This window comes from Streptomyces kurssanovii (genome assembly GCF_040677245.1).
Taxonomy (GTDB): domain Bacteria; phylum Actinomycetota; class Actinomycetes; order Streptomycetales; family Streptomycetaceae; genus Streptomyces; species Streptomyces kurssanovii.
On the sequence record NZ_JBFAQK010000046.1, the window covers coordinates 42,689 to 58,905 of the forward strand.

General features: G+C 74.3%; 13 protein-coding genes. 4 read left to right on the forward strand and 9 right to left on the reverse strand.

Annotated features, from left to right (window positions below; translation table 11 throughout):
* Nucleotides 1–4: 4 nt before the first annotated feature.
* From AB0K36_RS25795 to AB0K36_RS25810, 4 genes are all read right to left on the reverse strand, one after another.
* A complete protein-coding gene (locus AB0K36_RS25795; protein WP_364598738.1) occupies nt 5–2,008 on the reverse strand; it encodes an alpha-ketoacid dehydrogenase subunit alpha/beta in 2,004 nt (667 codons plus the stop codon).
* Nucleotides 2,009–2,183: 175 nt separating this feature from the next.
* Nucleotides 2,184–3,041 (reverse strand): AfsR/SARP family transcriptional regulator, encoded by an 858-nt coding sequence (locus AB0K36_RS25800; protein ID WP_364598741.1) that lies wholly within the window; start codon nt 3,039–3,041, stop codon nt 2,184–2,186.
* 173 nt (nt 3,042–3,214) lie between these two features.
* Nucleotides 3,215–4,093: a N5-glutamine methyltransferase family protein gene (locus AB0K36_RS25805; RefSeq protein WP_364598744.1), complete on the reverse strand. Its 879-nt coding sequence runs from the start codon at nt 4,091–4,093 to the stop codon at nt 3,215–3,217.
* Nucleotides 4,090–4,509, reverse strand: coding sequence for a chorismate mutase family protein (locus AB0K36_RS25810; RefSeq protein ID WP_364598747.1), 420 nt, complete (start codon nt 4,507–4,509; stop codon nt 4,090–4,092). Before AB0K36_RS25810 ends, AB0K36_RS25805 begins: the two co-directional genes overlap by 4 nt.
* Before the next feature lie 50 nt (nt 4,510–4,559).
* Here AB0K36_RS25810 and AB0K36_RS25815 point away from each other — a divergent pair, with 50 nt between their 5' ends.
* Complete coding sequence (locus AB0K36_RS25815; RefSeq protein ID WP_364598749.1) at nt 4,560–5,447, forward strand: prephenate dehydrogenase/arogenate dehydrogenase family protein; 888 nt, start codon at nt 4,560–4,562, stop codon at nt 5,445–5,447.
* A gap of 167 nt (nt 5,448–5,614) precedes the next feature.
* On the opposite strand, the gene pabB is transcribed toward AB0K36_RS25815, so the two are convergent.
* From pabB to AB0K36_RS25830, 3 genes are all read right to left on the reverse strand, one after another.
* On the reverse strand, nt 5,615–7,765 hold the full coding sequence (gene pabB / locus AB0K36_RS25820) for an aminodeoxychorismate synthase component I (RefSeq protein WP_364598752.1): 2,151 nt from the start codon (nt 7,763–7,765) through the stop codon (nt 5,615–5,617).
* A 21-nt stretch (nt 7,766–7,786) separates the two neighbouring features.
* Nucleotides 7,787–8,983, reverse strand: coding sequence for a cytochrome P450 (locus AB0K36_RS25825; RefSeq protein ID WP_364598755.1), 1,197 nt, complete (start codon nt 8,981–8,983; stop codon nt 7,787–7,789).
* A 111-nt stretch (nt 8,984–9,094) separates the two neighbouring features.
* Complete coding sequence (locus tag AB0K36_RS25830) at nt 9,095–10,150, reverse strand: ornithine cyclodeaminase family protein (RefSeq protein WP_364598758.1); 1,056 nt, start codon at nt 10,148–10,150, stop codon at nt 9,095–9,097.
* Between the two features lie 244 nt (nt 10,151–10,394).
* On the opposite strand from AB0K36_RS25830, the gene AB0K36_RS25835 reads away from it, so the two are divergent.
* From AB0K36_RS25835 to AB0K36_RS25845, 3 genes are read left to right on the forward strand one after another with little or no spacing between them, the layout of a single operon-like run.
* Nucleotides 10,395–12,146: a (2,3-dihydroxybenzoyl)adenylate synthase gene (locus tag AB0K36_RS25835; protein ID WP_364598761.1), complete on the forward strand. Its 1,752-nt coding sequence runs from the start codon at nt 10,395–10,397 to the stop codon at nt 12,144–12,146.
* Nucleotides 12,143–13,411, forward strand: a complete 1,269-nt coding sequence (locus tag AB0K36_RS25840; protein WP_364598764.1) for a DegT/DnrJ/EryC1/StrS family aminotransferase — start codon at nt 12,143–12,145, stop codon at nt 13,409–13,411. The genes AB0K36_RS25835 and AB0K36_RS25840 overlap by 4 nt, the downstream gene beginning before the upstream one ends.
* A gap of 43 nt (nt 13,412–13,454) precedes the next feature.
* Nucleotides 13,455–13,640, forward strand: coding sequence for a tautomerase family protein (locus AB0K36_RS25845; RefSeq protein ID WP_189473773.1), 186 nt, complete (start codon nt 13,455–13,457; stop codon nt 13,638–13,640).
* Nucleotides 13,641–14,042: 402 nt separating this feature from the next.
* Here the strand turns inward: AB0K36_RS25845 and AB0K36_RS25850 are convergent, their stop codons facing one another.
* A complete protein-coding gene (locus AB0K36_RS25850; RefSeq protein ID WP_364598768.1) occupies nt 14,043–15,581 on the reverse strand; it encodes an MFS transporter in 1,539 nt (512 codons plus the stop codon).
* A 516-nt stretch (nt 15,582–16,097) separates the two neighbouring features.
* Nucleotides 16,098–16,217, reverse strand: a 120-nt coding sequence (locus AB0K36_RS25855) for a carboxyl transferase domain-containing protein (RefSeq protein WP_364598771.1), incomplete at its 5' end; no start/stop codon positions are given.

Here is a 16,217-nt window from a genome sequence, read left to right on the forward strand (position 1 = left end):
TGCCTCAGGCGAGAGTGGATCGGACGGCCGCGACCACGTCGTGCGCGGTGGGCAGGACCGCGCGTTCGAGGTCGGGGTGGAAGGGGACGTGCACGTCGTCGCGGGTCACCAGGCGCGGTGGGGCGAGCAGGGAGTAGAAGTCGTCGTCGGCGCAGAGCAGTTCGCTGATCAGGCCGGCGCCGTAGCTGCTGGTGCGGTTGTCCTCCTGGACGACGACGAGGCGTCCGGTGCTGCGCAGGGAGTCGGCGACGGCGGCGCGGTCGAGGGGGACGAGCCAGCGCAGGTCCAGGACGTCGGCGGTGATGCCGTCGGCGGCGAGGGTGTCGGCGGCCTCGGTGGCCAGTTCGGTGCCGTTGCCCCAGGTGGCGATGGTGACGTCGGTGCCGGTGCGCAGGGTGCGGGCACCGTGGGCGGGTGCGGGGCGGGCGGCGGGTTCGTGGCGGCGGCGCATGAGGTGTTTGGGCAGCAGGATCAGGGTGGGGTCGTCGGCGGTGAAGGATTCGAGGAAGGCGGCCTCGGTGTCCTCGGGGGTGGAGGGGACGACGACGCGCAGTCCGGGCAGGTGGGTGAAGAGGCTTTCGTTGCTCTGGCTGTGCCAGATGCCGCCGCCGGGCAGGTAGCCGCCCCAGGGGGCGTAGATGACGACGGGGCACTGCCAGGCGGAGGCGGTGCGCCAGCGCAGGGTGGTCAGCTGGGCGGCGATCTGGTTCCAGGCGGGTCCGGCGAAGTCGACGAACTGCAGTTCCACGACGGGCCGCATGCCGGCGGCGGCCAGTCCGACGGCGGCGCCGACGATGGTGGCCTCCGCGAGGGGGGCGTTGGTCATGCGGGGTCCGGCGGCCGGGCCGAGGCCTTTGGTGAAGCCGAACACGCCGCCCTTGGGGTCGTCGATGTCCTCGCCGAACAGGACGAGTTCGCGGTGGCGGGCCAGTCCGGTGGCGAGCGCCCGGTTGACGGCGGCGACCATCGTCCCGCCGCACGGCGCGACGCTCACCTCCTGCCCCGCACCCGCATCCGGGCCGGGGCCGGTGGCGGGGCGGGGGGCGTAGAGGTGGTCGGTGATGTGCCCGGGGTCGGCGATGGGTTCGGTGGCGACGCGGTCGTAGATGTCCTCGACGTCGCGGGCGAGGCGGGCGCGGATGTCCTGGAGCCGGCCGTCCTCGAGGGCGCCTTCCGCCGTGAGGCGGTCGGCGAAGAGGTCGATGGGGTCGCGCAGGGCGGCGAGGTCGGCGGCGCTGCGGTAGACGCGGTGGTCGTCGGAGGAGGTGTGGGACTCCAGCCGGTCCAGGCGGCACCACAGGACGGTGGGGCCTTCGCCGGCGCGGGCGGCGGCCAGGGCGGCGGCGGAGGCGGTGTGGACGGCGTCGGGGTCGGCGCCGTCGACGACGGTGGTGCGGGCGGGCGGCAGCAGTCCGAGCGCGTGGGGCGACATGGTGTCGGTGGGGGTGGAGATGCCGTAGCCGTTGTCGGCGACGAGGAAGACGACGGGCAGCGCCCGTTCGACGGCGAAGGCGAGCGCTTCGAAGAATTCGCCCTGCCGGGTGGAGGCGTCGCCGATGGAGCAGACGACGGCCTGGTCGGTGCCTCTGAGCCGGGCGGCCCAGGCGGCGCCGACGGCCGGGAGGCACTGGCTTCCGGTGGGGCTGGCGATGGAGAACACGTTTCCGGGCCGGTGGCCGAAATGGGCGCTCATATTACGGCCGGCGGAGTGGGACTTCTCCTTGGCCATGAGGTCGCGGGCCTGTGCTTCCGCGTCCATTCCGCGGGCCAGCATCAATGCCCGGTCGCGGTAGTGGGGGAATATCAGGTCGTCGGGTTCCAGGAGTTCGCACAGGGCGGCGAGTGCCTCGTGGCCGGCGGAGGAAATGTGGAACCAGGCCTCGCCCTGGCGCAGCACGATGCCCGATCTGCGGTCGCATTCCCGGGAGAGCAGCATCAGTTCGAGAAATGCGGTCCTCCGCTGTGCGGGTATGCCGGAAGTCCCGTTTTCCTTCGTCGGGTTCGTCACGGACGAATCCTGCCGGTCGGGCCGCGGTGGAAACATCGCCCCCAGGGGCCAATACGGCGGTGGTGAAATGCGGGGGGCGGGGGGTGATTCACCGTCTGCGGCTAGGGAGAAAGGATGAGGTGTCCCTCGCAGGAGCCAGGGCTCGGGGGCGGGGCGCATGTCCGGGGGCCGGCCGTCAGCCGGCCGTGGCGGCGGGCCGGCGCGCGGCGGGCCGTTCGTCCGTGCGGCCGGCGGCCGGGACAGGGGCGGCGGGGGGTGCGGGGGTTTCGGGGCCGGCGGTCAGCAGGGAGCGCTGGAGGCGGCTGAGGTGGGCGGAGGGTTCCAGGCCCAGTTCGGTGACGAGGGTGGTGCGCAGGCGCTGGTAGACGCTCAGTGCCTCGCCGCGGCGGCCGGAGCGGTGCAGGGCGAGCATGAACTGGCCGTGCAGGCTCTCGTGGAGGCGGTGGCGGCCGACCAGGACGGTCAGTTCGGCGAGCAGTTCGCGGTGGCGGCCCAGGCGCAGGTCGGCCTCGATGCGCTGGTCCAGCGCGCACAGGCGGGCCTCTTCGAGGCGCTTGGCCTCCAGGGCGAGGCGGGCTCCGGCGGGTACGTCGGCCAGTGCGGAGCCGGTCCACAGGGACAGGGCGTCGCGGAGCCGTTTCGCGGCGCCGGGGTAGTCGCCGGCGTCCATGGCCCGGTAGCCGGCGCCGGCCCGGCGGTCGAACTCGCGGAAGTCCAGGGTGCCGCCGCCCACGTCCAGGCGGTAGCCGCCGGGGCCGGTGGCCAGGATGTCCTTGGCGGTGCGGCCGGTGGTGCCGTGGCCGAGGGCGCGGGTGATCAGTTCGCGCAGCTGGAGGATGTAGGTCTGCACGGTGGTGCGGGCGCTGCGCGGCGGGGTGTGGCCCCACAGTTCCTCGCTGAGGGCGGACATCGGCACCACCTGGCCCGCGTTGAGCGCCAGCAGGGCGAGGACCTGGCGTGGTTTGGGTGCGGTGGGTGTGACGGTGATGTTGTTCTCGCGCGCCGACAGCGCGCCGAGTATGTCGATGTCCATGGCGTTTCGTCTTCCCCCTGGGCCGTGGCGTGGCCGGGACCGGGTCGCGGTCTCCGGTGCGGCGGGGCCCGGGGCTCTCCGGGTCCGCCACCCCGCCATTAAAAAAACGGCACGGTCGGTTTGTCAATGGCGTAGGGTCGCTGTCGACGGGCCGGCCGTGCCGTGACGCCTGGTCAGGCGGGTGGTGCGGGGGCGTGGTTGCGTACGGCGGTCAGGCAGCCGTCGTTGCAGGTGGGACGGGAGGAGGCGTGGCTCCAGCGGCCGGTCGCGCGGAACAGGGCGGGCACGGTGGCGAGTTGGTAGGAGCCGTGCTCGAGGAGCAGGACGCCGCCGGGGGCCAGCAGCCGGGCGGCGGTGCGTTCCATGGCGCGGATCATGCCGAGGCCCTCCTCGCCGGCCCACAGGGCCAGCGGGGGGTCGTGCTCGAGGACTTCGGGGGCGGAGGTGCGCAGCCCGATGGGGATGTAGGGCGGGTTGGTGACGACGAGGTCGGCGGTGCCGGTCAGTTCGGGGAAGGCGTCGCGGGCGTCGCCCTGCACGATGCGGGCGCCGGTGCCGCGGGCGTTGCGGCGGGCGGCGCGGGCGGCGGCCTGGGAGAGTTCGATGCCGTGGACGCGGGCGGCCGGTACGTGGCGGGCCAGGGTGACGGCCATGGTGCCCGGTCCGGCGCACAGGTCGACGACCAGCGGTGCGGGGGTGCCGCGGCGGACGAGGGCCTCGAGGCGGGCGATGGCGTCCCGGGTGATCTCCTCGGTCTCGGGTTTGGGGACGAAGACGCCGGGGGCCAGGTCGAAGCGGTGGCCCATGAAGTAGGCGTGGCCGACGATGCGTTCGGCGGGTTCGCGGGTCAGACGGCGCCGGACGTAGTGCCAGAACCGGGGCGGCACGGGGCCGGCGAGGCAGCTGTCGAGGTCTCCCGGGGCCACCTGGCAGGCGTGGGCGGCCAGCAGCCGGGTGTCGGCGCGGGCGGCGTCGGCACTGATCCCGGCGCCGGTCAGCTGTCCGGCGGCCTCGTCCAGCGCCTGGGCGAGGGTGGCTTCGGCGGCGGTCACGACACGGCCCCCTGCGCGGGCGCGTGGGCGGACGCAAACGCGGGCGCGGACGCGGACTCGGGGGCGGACGCGGGGGCGGGGGCGGGGGTGCCGCCGGTAGCGATCCACTCGTCCTCGAGGCGGCAGGTCTCGGTGATGATCGTGTCGTACAGGGTGCGCAGGAAGGCGGGGTCGATGCCGTGGTCGGCGGCGTAGCGGGCGGCGTGGGCGTGGACCTCCGCGATCCGGTGGGGCTGCATCATCGGCACCTGGTGGAGGCGTTTGTACTCGCCGATGCGCAGGCAGATGTCCAGGCGCGTGCGGACCGCGTCGAGCAGGGCGGCGTCCGCGGCGTCCAGGCGGGCGCGCAGCGTGGTCAGGGTGTCGGTGCCGGGCCCGGTGGCGGGCGGGGCGGCGGGGATGGCGGGCGGGGTCATGGGTTTTCCTCCGTACCGGGGGATCGGGTGAGCGGATGAGGGGTGGTTCGGTGTTCGAGCGGTGTGTGGTGGTGGGCGGGGCCGGTGCGGTGGGCCGGATGTTCAGCCACTGGCTGGTGCGTTCGCGGGTGGCGGTGGTCTGGCTGGACCTGGAGGAGGCCGTGGCCGGGGCCGGTGCGGTGGACGGGGTGCGGGTGGTGGCCGGTGATGTGCGGCGGCCGGGGCCGGAGGCGGTCGCGGTGCTGGCGGCGGCGGACGTGGTGGTGCTGGCGGTGCCGGAGCCGGTGGCGTGGGAGGCGGTGGGGGTGCTGGCGCGGGTGATGCGGCCCGGTGCGGTGCTCGCGGACACCCTGTCGGTCAAGAGCCGGATCGCGGGGCGGCTGCGCCAGGCGGCGCCCGGTCTGCAGGCGGTGGGGCTGAACCCGATGTTCGCCCCCTCGCTGGGACTTCCCGGGCGGCCGGTGGCGGCGGCGGTGGTCACCGACGGGCCCGGGGTGCGTGCCCTGGTCGAGCTGGTGGCCCAGTGGGGGGCGCGGGTGGTGGAGATGCCCGCGGAGCAGCACGACGCGCTGACCGCCCTGCAGCAGGCCGCCACGCATGCCGCGGTGCTGGCCTTCGGGCTGGGGCTGGGTGAGCTGTCGGCGGACGTGGGGGCGCTGCGTGACAGTGCCCCGCCGCCGCATCTGGCGATGCTGGCGCTGCTGGCCCGGATCGCCGGCGGGACGCCGGAGGTGTATTTCGACATCCAGGCCGCCAACCCCGGTGCGCCGGCCGCGCGGCAGGCGCTGGGCCGCGGCCTGGTGCGGCTGGGGCAGGCCGTCGAGGCGGGCGACGAGGAGACGTTCGCCGCCCTGTTCGCCGAACTGCGCGGGGTGCTGGGCGAGCACGGTGCGCCGCTGGAGCAGTTGTGCGCGCGGATGTTCACCGCGCTGCGCTGAACGGCGCCCGCCGCCGCACACCGCCGCCCGGCCCGCCGCCGGGCCGCTCCCCCGCCCCGCCGCCCGGCCCGCCCGGCCCGCCAAGCGCGTCGTCGGGTGCGTCGCTGTGCGGGGCGGTGTGCGGGGGCGGGCCCGGGGGCCGGGGGCGGGGCGGGGCGGGGGGCGGGTCACCGCAGGCTGCCGGCCAGCAGTTCGCGGTCCGGGGCGGCGGTGGCGGTGGCGGCGTGTGCCTGGCGCAGGGCGGCGAGGGTGGTCTGCGCCTTGAGGAGCATTTCGCGGACCTCGTCGTCGGGGTCGGACAGGGCGACGACGGCGCCGCCCACGCCGATGGTGGCGGCGTCCTCGGTGGCGACGATGGTGCGGATGACGATGCTGAGGTCGGCGGCGCCGCTGAGGGCGAAGTAGCCCAGCGCGCCCGAGTACACGCCGCGCGGGCCTTTTTCGAGCCGGTCGATGAACTGCATGGTGCGGACCTTGGGCGCGCCGGTCATCGACCCGCCGGGGAAGGCGGCCCGCACCGCGTGGGGGCGGGAGACGTCCGGCGCCAGCCGGCCGCGGACGGTGCTGACGAGCTGGTGGACGGTGGCGTAGGTCTCCACCTCGAACAGGCCCGGTACGTGGACGGAGCCGATGTCGCAGACCTGGCCGAGGTCGTTGCGGACCAGGTCGACGATCATCAGGTTCTCGCTGCGGTCCTTCTCGGCCGCGGCCAGGGCCGTCTTGACGGCGGCGTCCGCCGCGGGGCCGGCGCCGCGGGGGCGGGTGCCCTTGATGGGTTTGGACTCCGCCCAGCCGTCGGCGCCGATGCGCAGGAACCGTTCGGGTGAGGAGCTGAGCACGGTGGCCCGGGGGAACTGCAGGTAGGCGGCGTAGGGGGCGGGGCTTGCGGTGCGCAGGGCGCGGTAGGCGGTGAGCGGGTCGATCCGGCCGGGTACCCGGAGCATGTTCGTCAGGCACACCTCGTAGGTTTCGCCGTCGGTGATGAGGCGGCGGCATTCCTCGACCAGTTCCCGGTAGCGGGGCAGGCTGTGGCGGTAGTGGACGTCCAGGGTGGGCAGCCGGTGTTCGGGCAGCGGGGTGAAGGGCGGGCTGGGGGCGGTGGCGGCGAGCGTGCGGGCGGCGTCGGTGAGCCAGCGTTCGGCGGCCGGCGCGGTCGCGGGGCGGCGGGTGCTGCTGAGCGCCAGGAGCCAGGCGCGGCCCTGTTCGTGGTCGAGGGCGAGCATCCGGTCGGCGAACATGAACGCGCCGTCGGGCAGTTCGCCGCGGTGGGCGTCCTCGCCGCCGCTGTCGGCCTTGGTCTCGTAGCCGAGGTAGCCGACGTAGCCGAGGTTGAACTCGAAGGGCAGGCCGGTGGCGGGCAGGGCGCGGGCGGCCAGTTCGTGTTCCAGGTGCTCGAAGAGGGTGCCGGGCCGGCGGCTCTCGCCTCCGGAGCTGTCCGTGACGTGTACGGCCTGCTCGGCGACGTCGTAGGTGATCTGTTCGCCGAGCGGTCCGGCGGGGGCGCCGAGGAAGGTGAAGCGGGACAGGCCCGGCTCGACGCGGCTGCTGTCGAGCCAGAACCGGGCGGGGGCGTCGGCGAACAGGGCGGTGAACGCGGCGTCCGCGTCGGGGACGTGGACGGCCTCGCGCACATGCAGCCGGTACTCCCCCGCCTGCGCCTGCGCCTGCGCCTGCGGTGCGGGTGCGGGGGTCGGGGGGATGCGTTCGGTGTGCGGGGGTCGGTGGCCGGCGGCGCGCAGGGACAGGTCGCGGAAGTTGGCGAGCATCCGGTGGCCGTGTTCGCTGCTGATCGACTCGGGGTGGAACTGCACGCCGAAGCGGGGCCGGTGGCGGTGGGCGACGGCCATCAGCTGTCCGTCCGGGGTGTGGGCGGTGGCGCGCAGTTCGGCGGGCAGCTGCCGGACGGTCAGTGAGTGGTAGCGGACCACGGTCAGCGGGGAGGGGATGTTCGCGAACAGGCCCTGTCCGTCGTGGCGGATGTCGCTGGTGCGGCCGTGAAAGGGTTCGGGTGCGTGGACGACGGCGGCGCCGGCGAGCAGGCACAGGGCCTGGTGGCCCAGGCACACCCCGAGCAGCGGCAGGTCCCATTCGGTGATCGCCCGGCGGCTGAGGCCGAGGTCGGTGTCGGTGGCGGGGTGGCCGGGGCCGGGTGAGACGACGACGTTGTCGAAGTCGCCCGGCGCCAGGGCCTGCCAGGTGCGGGTGTCGTCGTTGCGGACGACGAGCGGAGCGGCGCCGTTCACCTCGGCCAGCATCTGGAAGAGGTTGTAGGTGAACGAGTCGTAGTTGTCGATCAGCAGGGTTCGCACGGTGCGCACCAGGTGGCCCCCTTATCTGTGTCAGCCGCGCCGTACGGTCAGCGGCAGGTTCTTGACGCCGAACAGTCCGTCGCGGTGGTAGCGCAGGGCTGCGCCGTCGGTGGGCGTGAAGTCGGGGAAGCGGTCGAAGAGGGCTTCCAGGGCGATGCGGCCCTCCAGGCGGGCGAGCGGGGCGCCCAGGCAGTAGTGGATGCCGTGGCCGAAGGCGATCTGGCGGCCTTCGCGGGCGAGGTCGAGGCGCTGGGGGTCGGTGAAGACGTGTTCGTCGTGGTTGGCGGACAGCAGGGAGGGCACGACCATGCGCCCGGCGGGGATCTTCACGCCGGCGAGGGTGGTGTCCTGGGTGGTGACGCGGGCCATGACGGTGATCGGGGGCCGCAGCCGCAGCACTTCCTCGATCAGGGCGGGGATCAGGGACCGGTCGGCGCGGGCGGCGGCCTCGGCGTGCGGGTGGTCCTTCAGGCACAGCACGGTGTTGCCCAGCAGCATGGAGGTGGAGACGTGGCCGGCCATCAGCAGCAGCGCGCCGAACTCGACGATCTGCCGGTCGGTGAGTTGTTCGCCGTCCACGCGGGCGGCGACCAGTGCGGAGATCAGGTCGCTGCCGGGGCGGGCGCGGCGGTCGGTGACGTGGTCCTGGAGGTAGGCGTGCATGTCGCGCATGGGTTGTTTGACGAGGCGTTCGTAGTCCTCGCCGGCGTCGTCGCCGAACTGCATGTCCGCCGGGTCGGCGACCTGCATCTGCAGCATGCGCTCGGACCATGAGCTGAACAGGGTGCGGTCGGAGGGCGGCACGCCGAGGAGTTCGGCGATCACGATCACGGGCAGCGGGTAGGCGAAGTCGGTGATGAGGTCGAACGTGTCGCCGTCGACGGCGTCCAGCAGTTGTGCGGCCAGTTCGGTGACGCGCGGTTCGAGGTCGGCGACGGTGCGGGGGGTGAAGGCCTGGCTGACCAGGCGGCGCAGGGTGCGGTGCATCGGCGGGTCGATGACCGACAGGATCTGTTCGCTCAGTGCCTGCGAGCCGGGCCGCAGCCGGCTGAGCCGGGAGGAGTACAGGCTCGGGTCGGAGGCGACGGTGAGGACGTCCGCGTGCCGGAAGACGTGGAAGGCGCCGTACTCGTCCTCGTGGACGGGGTGGTGGCGGCGCATGTCGCGCAGCCAGGCGAGCAGGTCACGGCCTCCGTCGTCAGTGGTGGGCCGGGGGGTGGGGGGCATCGTCTCTCCTCGCGAGGGCGTCGTCGGTGCCCCGGCCCGGCCGGGCATGGGGGCCGGCGGGAGGAAGGGCCGGGCCGGCCGGGCGGGGGTCTTCACAAAAAAGGGGCGGGGTCAGCGGGCCGGGGCGGCCAGGGGCTGGAGGGCGTAGGGGTCCAGGGCGTCGCCGGGGTGGTGTTCGATGCCCACCCGGAGGCCCAGGTCCAGTTCGGCGGCGGCCTCGAGGAACACTTCCATCGCCAGGGCGTCCTCGAAGGCGAAGCCGGTCGAGTCGAAGACGCTGAGCGTGTCCTGCCGGCCGGCGGCGGCCGTCGGGTCGGCGCACAGCCGGGCCAGCTGCGGGCCGAGCCGGTCGGCGTGAAGGCGCTGGCACTCGCCCTCGCGCAGTGCCTGCTCGGGGTGGTCGGCGGTGACGAACGCCCGCTCGAGCAGGCCGAGCGGCAGTTCCGTCTTGCCGACGAGGTCCGCGCCGACGGCGTTGATGTGCAGGTGCTCCTGGACCTGCGTGTCGGGCAGGACCGGGCCCTGGCCGACGGCCACCGAGGTGGCGGTGGTGATGACGTCGGCCTCGGCGGCGATCCGGCCGGGCTCGGCGATCTCGACGGCGACGCCGGTGAACGCGGCCCGGCGGGCGAAGCTTTCCCGGTGCGCCGCATCGGTGTCCCACACCAGGGCCCGCTGCAGGGGCAGGACCAGGGACAGGGCGTGCAGTTGGGTGACGGCCTGGGCGCCGGTGCCGATCAGGCCCAGGGTGCGGCTGTCGGGGCGGGCCAGCAGGCGGGAGGCGACGGCGGAGGCGGCGCCGGTGCGCAGGGCGGTGAGCAGCACGCCGTCCATCAGGGCGGTCAGCGCGCCGGTGGTGTCGTCGTAGCGGGCGACGGTGCCCAGGATGGTCGGCAGGCCGAAGCGGGCGGGGTTGGCGGGGCTGTAGCCGACGGTCTTGAGGGTGATGTGGTCGCCGGGTTCGCGGTGCGGCATCCATTCCCAGATGCCGGGCACCGGTTCGCTGCGTTCCAGCCCGCCGCGCAGTGGGGACAGCTGCCGCTCGCCGCGGCCGATCTCGGCCAGTCCGCCGGCGAGGCGGTCGATGATGCGGCGCATCAGGTCGTCGCGGCCGACGGCGGCCACCACCTCGGCGACGTCGCGCCGGCCCAGGACCCAGGTCTCCATCGGGTGCTCCCCTTGATTGTTTCTCGATCGTCCGCGTGTGGTTCCGGTCCGCCGGTCGCCGGCCCGCCGGTTTCGGGCGGTCCGCCGGTCGGGCCCCGTGGGCGGCATCCTGTCCGGCCCGGCTGACGCCGCCCTGATCGGCTCCTGACGGAGCGGCGGGGCGCGGGAGTGGCGCATCAGCGGCGTGTCAACGCCGCTGCCGAGACTGGGCGCGACGCGAGGACGAAGCCGGAAAGGACCAACGATGCTGGACGGATGCGTTCCCTGGCCCGAGGATGTGGCCGCGAAGTACCGGGCGGCCGGCTACTGGCGGGGTGAGCCGCTGGGGGTGCTGCTGGGCCGCTGGGCCGAGCAGTACGGCGAGCGGGAGGCGCTGGTCGGCGCGGACGGCCGCTCGCGTGTCACCTACCGTGCCCTTGACCGGTGGTGCGACCGGCTGGCCGCGGGGTTCGCGGCGCGCGGGATCGGCGCCGGTGAGCGGGTGCTGGTGCAGCTGCCCAACACGCCGGAGTTCGTCGCGGTCTGCTTCGCGCTGTTCCGTCTGGGCGCGCTGCCGGTCTTCGCGCTGCCCGCGCACCGCGCGAGCGAGATCGGGCACCTGCTCGAGCTGTCCGGCGCCGTCGCCCACATCGTGCCGGGCCAGGGCGGCGGCTACGACCATGTCGCCGCCGCCGTCGAGGCCCGTGCCCAGCACCCGTGCCTGGCGCAGGTGTTCGTGGCCGGACAGGCGCCCGCGGTGCTGCCCGAGGGGTTCACCGCGCTGGCCGACGTGGACGGCGAGCCGGTACCGCTGCCCGAGGTGGACGCGTCCGACGTGGCGTTCTTCCTGCTGTCCGGGGGGACGACCGCGCTGCCGAAGCTGATCCCGCGCACCCACGACGACTACGCCTACCAGTGCCGGATCACGGCCGGCATCTGCCGCCTGGACGCGGACAGCGTCTATCTGGCGGTGCTGCCGGCCGAGTTCAACTTCCCCTTCGGCTGCCCGGGCATCCTGGGCACCCTCCACGCCGGGGGGCGGGTGGTGTTCGCGCTGTCCCCGCAGCCCGAGGAGTGCTTCGCGCTGATCGAACGCGAACGTGTCACCTTCACCTCCGTCATCCCCACGATCGTGCATCTGTGGCTGGCGGCCGCCGCCGAGGACCACGGCCGCGACCTGAGCAGCCTGGACCTGCTGCAGGTCGGCAGCGCCAAGCTCCACGAGGAACTCGCCGCCCGGATCGGCCCCGAACTGGGCGTGCGGCTGCAGCAGGTGTTCGGCATGGCCGAGGGGCTGCTGACCTTCACCCGCGACGACGACCCGGCGGACGTGGTGCTGAGGACCCAGGGCCGGCCGGTGTCCGAGGCCGACGAGATACGCGTCGCCGACCCCGACGGGCGGCCGGTGCCCCGCGGCGAGACCGGTGAACTGCTCACCCGCGGCCCCTACACCCTGCGCGGCTACTACCGTGCCCCCGAACACAACGCCCGCGCGTTCACCGAGGACGGCTTCTACCGCAGCGGCGACCTGGTGCGGCTCACGCCGGACGGGCACCTGGTGGTGGAGGGCAGGATCAAGGACGTCGTCATCCGCGGCGGCGACAAGGTCTCCGCGACCGAGGTCGAGGGCCACCTCAGCGCCCACCCCGACGTCCAGCAGGCCGCGGTCGTCGCCATGCCCGACGCGGTGTGGGGCGAGAAGGTCTGCGCCTACATCGTGCCCGCGCCCGGCCGCACCGCGCCGCCGATGGCGGCGCTGCGCCGGCTGCTGCGCGCGAGGGGACTGGCCGACTACAAGCTCCCCGACCGGGTGGAGGTCCTCGACGCGTTCCCGCTGACCGGCCTCAACAAGGTCGACAAGAAGGCCCTGGCCGCCGACATCGCCGCCAAGACCGGCCCCACCACCGGCACCACCGGCGCCACCACCGGGAGCAGCGTGTCCGGCGGCGGTGGTGCGACCGGTGGCGGAGTGTCCGGTGGCGGGGTGTCCGGTGGCGGGCGGGGGGAGGCGGCGTGAGCGGGCCGGGCCCCCAGGGCGGCTACCGGGTGCCGTTCGCGCGGCGCGGTTCGGTGGTGGGCGAGGCGGACCTGGCGGCGCTGGGCGAACTGGTGCGCTCCGGCCGGTCGCTGACGTCGGGCGTGTGGCGGGAGAGGTTCGAGGAACAGTTCGCCCGCCTGACCGGCGCCCGGCACGCCCTCAGCGTCACCAGCGGCACCGTCGCGCTGGAGCTGGCGGTGCGGATGCTGGACCTGGCGCCGGGCGACGAGGTGATCGCCACCCCCCAGACGTTCCAGGCGACCGTGCAGCCGCTGCTCGACCACGACGTGCGGGTGCGGTTCTGCGACATCGACCCCGACACCCTCAACCTCGATCCGGCGGTACTGGAGACGCTGATCACCGACCGCACCCGGGCGATCATGCTCGTCCACTACGGCGGCAACCCGGCCGACATGGACCGCATCATGGCCCTGGCCCGCCGGCGCGGCATCATCGTCGTCGAGGACAGCGCGCACGCGCTGGGCGCCGTGTACCGGGGGCGGCGGCCGGGGGCGCTGGCGGACATCGGCTGCTTCAGTTTCCACTCCACGAAGAACATCACCACCCTCGGCGAGGGCGGCATGATCACCCTGTCGCGCGACGAGTGGGCCCAGCGGGTGGGACGCATCCGCGACAACGAGGCCGACGGCGTGTACGCGGCGCTGCCGGACACCGCCCTGGCGGACGCTCCGGCGCTGCTGCCGTGGATGAAGTTCGCGGACAGTGTGTACCGTCACCGGGCCGTCGGTGTGCGCGGGGCGGGCACGAACGCGACCATGTCGGAGGCGGCCGCGGCGGTGGGCGTGGTCCAACTCGGGTCGCTGGAGCGGTTCGTGGCCCGGCGCCGGCAGATCGCGCGGCGCCTGGACGAGGCCATCGCCCCCATCGCCGGCACCCGGCTGCACCGGGCGGCGTCCGACAGCCTGCACGCCTACCACCTGTACACGTTCTTCCTCACCGGCGGGCGGCAGGTACGCGAGCGGTTCGTGCGCGCCCTGGACCGGCTGGGTGTCGAGGTCCAGCTGCGGTACTTCCCGCTCCATCTGTCGCCGGAGTGGCGGCTGCGCGGCCACGGGCCGGGCGAGTGCCCGACGGCCGAACGCATCTGGTTCGAGGAGCACATGAACCTGCCGTGCCATCCCGGCCTCAGTGACGCGCAGGTCGACCACATGGTCGAGGCGGTCACCCGCGCCCTGCACGAGGCGCACGGCACGGCGGCCCGGGTCGCGGCCGGGCACCTGTGACACGGCCGGACGGTTTTCGTCGACGAGAGAAGAGGGCGGGCGTATGCCGTTCATCGAAGTGAAGATCTACGACCGGCGGCTCGACGAGGAGTCGGAACGTGCCCTGATCGAGCGTCTGACCCAGGCCACGGTCGACGTGTTCGGCGAGGACATCCGCGACCAGACCTGGATCACCCTGACCCCGGTCCCGCCACACCGCTGGGGCCTGGGCGGCGTACCGGGCCAGTGACCGCCGCGGCCCCCGGCCGCGCACCGGCCGGCGGGCTTTCCCCACCGGCCGGTGTCTTTCGCACCGGCCGGCGTCCTCCGTACCCCCGGCCGTCCCCGTGCCCGACGCCGCCTGCCGACCGCCGCCCCCTCCCCCGGGCCGCCGCCCGTTCTCCGCGCCGGCCGCTGCGGCCGTGCCGTGAGGCGTTCTCCCTGCCGGGCGCTGTCGACCCCGTGTGGGCGCTGCTTGCCGGTCGGCGCCGCCGCTTCTCCGTTCCCGCCGCCCGTTCTCCGTGCCGGCCGGCATGGGTCGTGCCGGCCGGCGTCGGCCGTGTGGGGCGTTGCGCAGCGGCACGGCCCCGCCCTGCGGGTCCTGTTGGGGATCCGGGGCTGGGGCCGTGGGTGGAGGGCCGGCGGCTGGGGGTCAGGCGGTGGTGGTGGGTTCGGGGGCGGGTGTGGTGGGCCGGGGGGCGGCCTTGCGGTCGGCGCGGTGGAGCAGCAGTGCGGCGAGCAGGCCGCCGGTGAAGACGGCGGCGGCGCCGATGAGTTGGCTGGTGTTCACCGCGTCGGCGAACGCGTCGTGGACCTGCCGGGCCTGCTGGGGTGTGGTGGCGTCGCGCAGGGCTTCGTCGAGGGAGCCGGTGCCGGTGATGGCGCCGGGGAGTTGGGAGGCGAAGCGGGAGCCGAGGACGGCGCCGAGGATCGCTACTCCCAGTCCGCCGCCGAACTCGGTCAGGGTGCCCTGCACGCCCGCTCCGGCGCCGGCCTTGGCGGGTGGGATGGAGGACATGACGGCGGTGGCCATCGCGGGCATCGCCAGCGCGATGCCCGCGCCCATCAGGAGCAGGCCGGCGAGCATGCCGCCGTAGCCGGCGTCGGGTCCCGATCCGCCGACGGCGACCGCGCTCAGGCCGGCGGCCAGCAGCGTCATGCCCAGGGCGATGCTGCGGGCGGTGCCCAGCGCGGCCAGGAGTTTCGCGCCGACACCGGCGAGGTTGAGGGCGACGATCGTCAGGGCCAGCGGCGCGGTGCGCAGACCGGCCTGCAGGGCGTCGTAGCCGAGGACGAGTTGGAGGTGCTGGGTGAGCAGGAACAGTGAGCCGGCCATGCCGAAGGCGACGAGCAGCCCGCCGGCGACGGCGCCGTTGAAGCGCCGGTCGGTGAAGAAGCCCATGTCGAGCATGGGGTGGGGGGTGTGCAGTTCCCAGCGGACGAACGCGGTGAGCGCGGCCGCGCCGACGGCGGCCGGCAGGAGGACCTGCGGGGCCGTCCAGCCGTGTTCGGGGCCGGAGATGATCGCGTAGACGACGCCGACCATGCCCAGGGTGGACAGCACGGCGCCGAGCAGGTCGGGGCGCCGTCCCTGGGGGTTCTTCGTCTCGGGCACCAGGCGGGCGACGGCCAGCAGGCCCAGCAGCGCCACGGGCAGGTTGATCAGGAAGATCGAGCCCCACCAGAAATGGTCGAGCAGGGCGCCGCCGAGCAGTGGGCCGGCCGCGAAGCCCAGCGAACTGGCCGCTCCCCACAGGCCGATCGCGCGGGGGCGTTCGTCGTCGTCGAAGACCTGCATGATGACGGCGAGGGTGGTGGTCGCCAGCAGCGCGCCGCCGACTCCCATGCCGGCCCGGGCGGCGATGAGCTGGGCGGAGTCCTGGGCGAAGGCCGCCCACGCCGACCCGGCGCCGAACAGCACCAGTCCGAGCATCAGCAGCCGCTTGCGGCCGTAGCGGTCGGCGAGACTGCCCGCGGTGAGCAGCAGCCCGGACTGCACGAGCGCGTAGGCGTTGATCATCCACTGGATGTCGGCGGTGCTGGCGCCCAGGTCGGTGGTCAGGACCGGGATGGCGACGTTGAGGACGGTGTTGTCGAGCAGGACGACGAGCTGGGCCAGACAGATCACGCCGAGGATGACCCAGCGCCTGGGGTCACGGTCGGCCGCGGGCGCGGGCCGGGTGCTGTGCAAGGGATGTCTCCAGGAGGTAGGGGCCCGCTGGTCGTGGGACCGTGAAGTCCGCACGGGCCCGGAGCGGTTGTTCTCTTCGTGCGGTGCCGGGGCCCTCGGCCCCCGCACCACCCCCATGGCCCGGCAGGCCCGCCAGGGCCGTGGGGCAGGGGGTCCCCGTCACTGCGGGAGGCTTGCCGGCCACGCCCGGCCGAGTACCGGGCACGGCCGGCCGAGTACCGGGCACGGCCCCGGGGTTACCGGGCACTGCCCAAAAGTTGCCGGGCACGACCCCGGAGTTGCCGGGCACGGCCCGGGAGTTGCCGGGCAGAACCGGGCGGTCGCCCGCAACGGCCGGCCGAATGCCGGACACGGCCCGGGAGTTGCCGGGCACGGTCGGCCGGATGCCGGGCACGGCCGGGGAGTTGCCGGTCAGAACCGGGCGGTCGCCCGCGACGGCCGGCCGCGTGCCGGACACGGCACGGGGGTCGGCGGGCACGGCCCGGGGGTCGGCGGCCGGGGCCGGGGGGTTGCCGGTCATTGCGGCGGGTTGCCGTGTTTGCGGGAGGGCAGGTCGGCGTGCTTGGTGCGGAGCATGGCGAGGGAGCGGATGAGGACCTCGCGGGTCTCCGCCGGGTCGATGACGTCGTCGACCAG

Excerpts from the sequence above, each read along its gene's own strand:
- AB0K36_RS25810 (WP_364598747.1), bottom strand. The coding sequence starts at position 4,509 with ATGACCCCGCCCGCCATCCCCGCCGCCCCGCCCGCCACCGGGCCCGGC.
- AB0K36_RS25825 (WP_364598755.1), bottom strand. The coding sequence starts at position 8,983 with ATGCCCCCCACCCCCCGGCCCACCACTGACGACGGAGGCCGTGACCTG.
- AB0K36_RS25845 (WP_189473773.1), top strand. The coding sequence starts at position 13,455 with ATGCCGTTCATCGAAGTGAAGATCTACGACCGGCGGCTCGACGAGGAG.
- AB0K36_RS25835 (WP_364598761.1), top strand. The coding sequence starts at position 10,395 with ATGCTGGACGGATGCGTTCCCTGGCCCGAGGATGTGGCCGCGAAGTAC.
- AB0K36_RS25800 (WP_364598741.1), bottom strand. The coding sequence starts at position 3,041 with ATGGACATCGACATACTCGGCGCGCTGTCGGCGCGCGAGAACAACATC.
- AB0K36_RS25830 (WP_364598758.1), bottom strand. The coding sequence starts at position 10,150 with ATGGAGACCTGGGTCCTGGGCCGGCGCGACGTCGCCGAGGTGGTGGCC.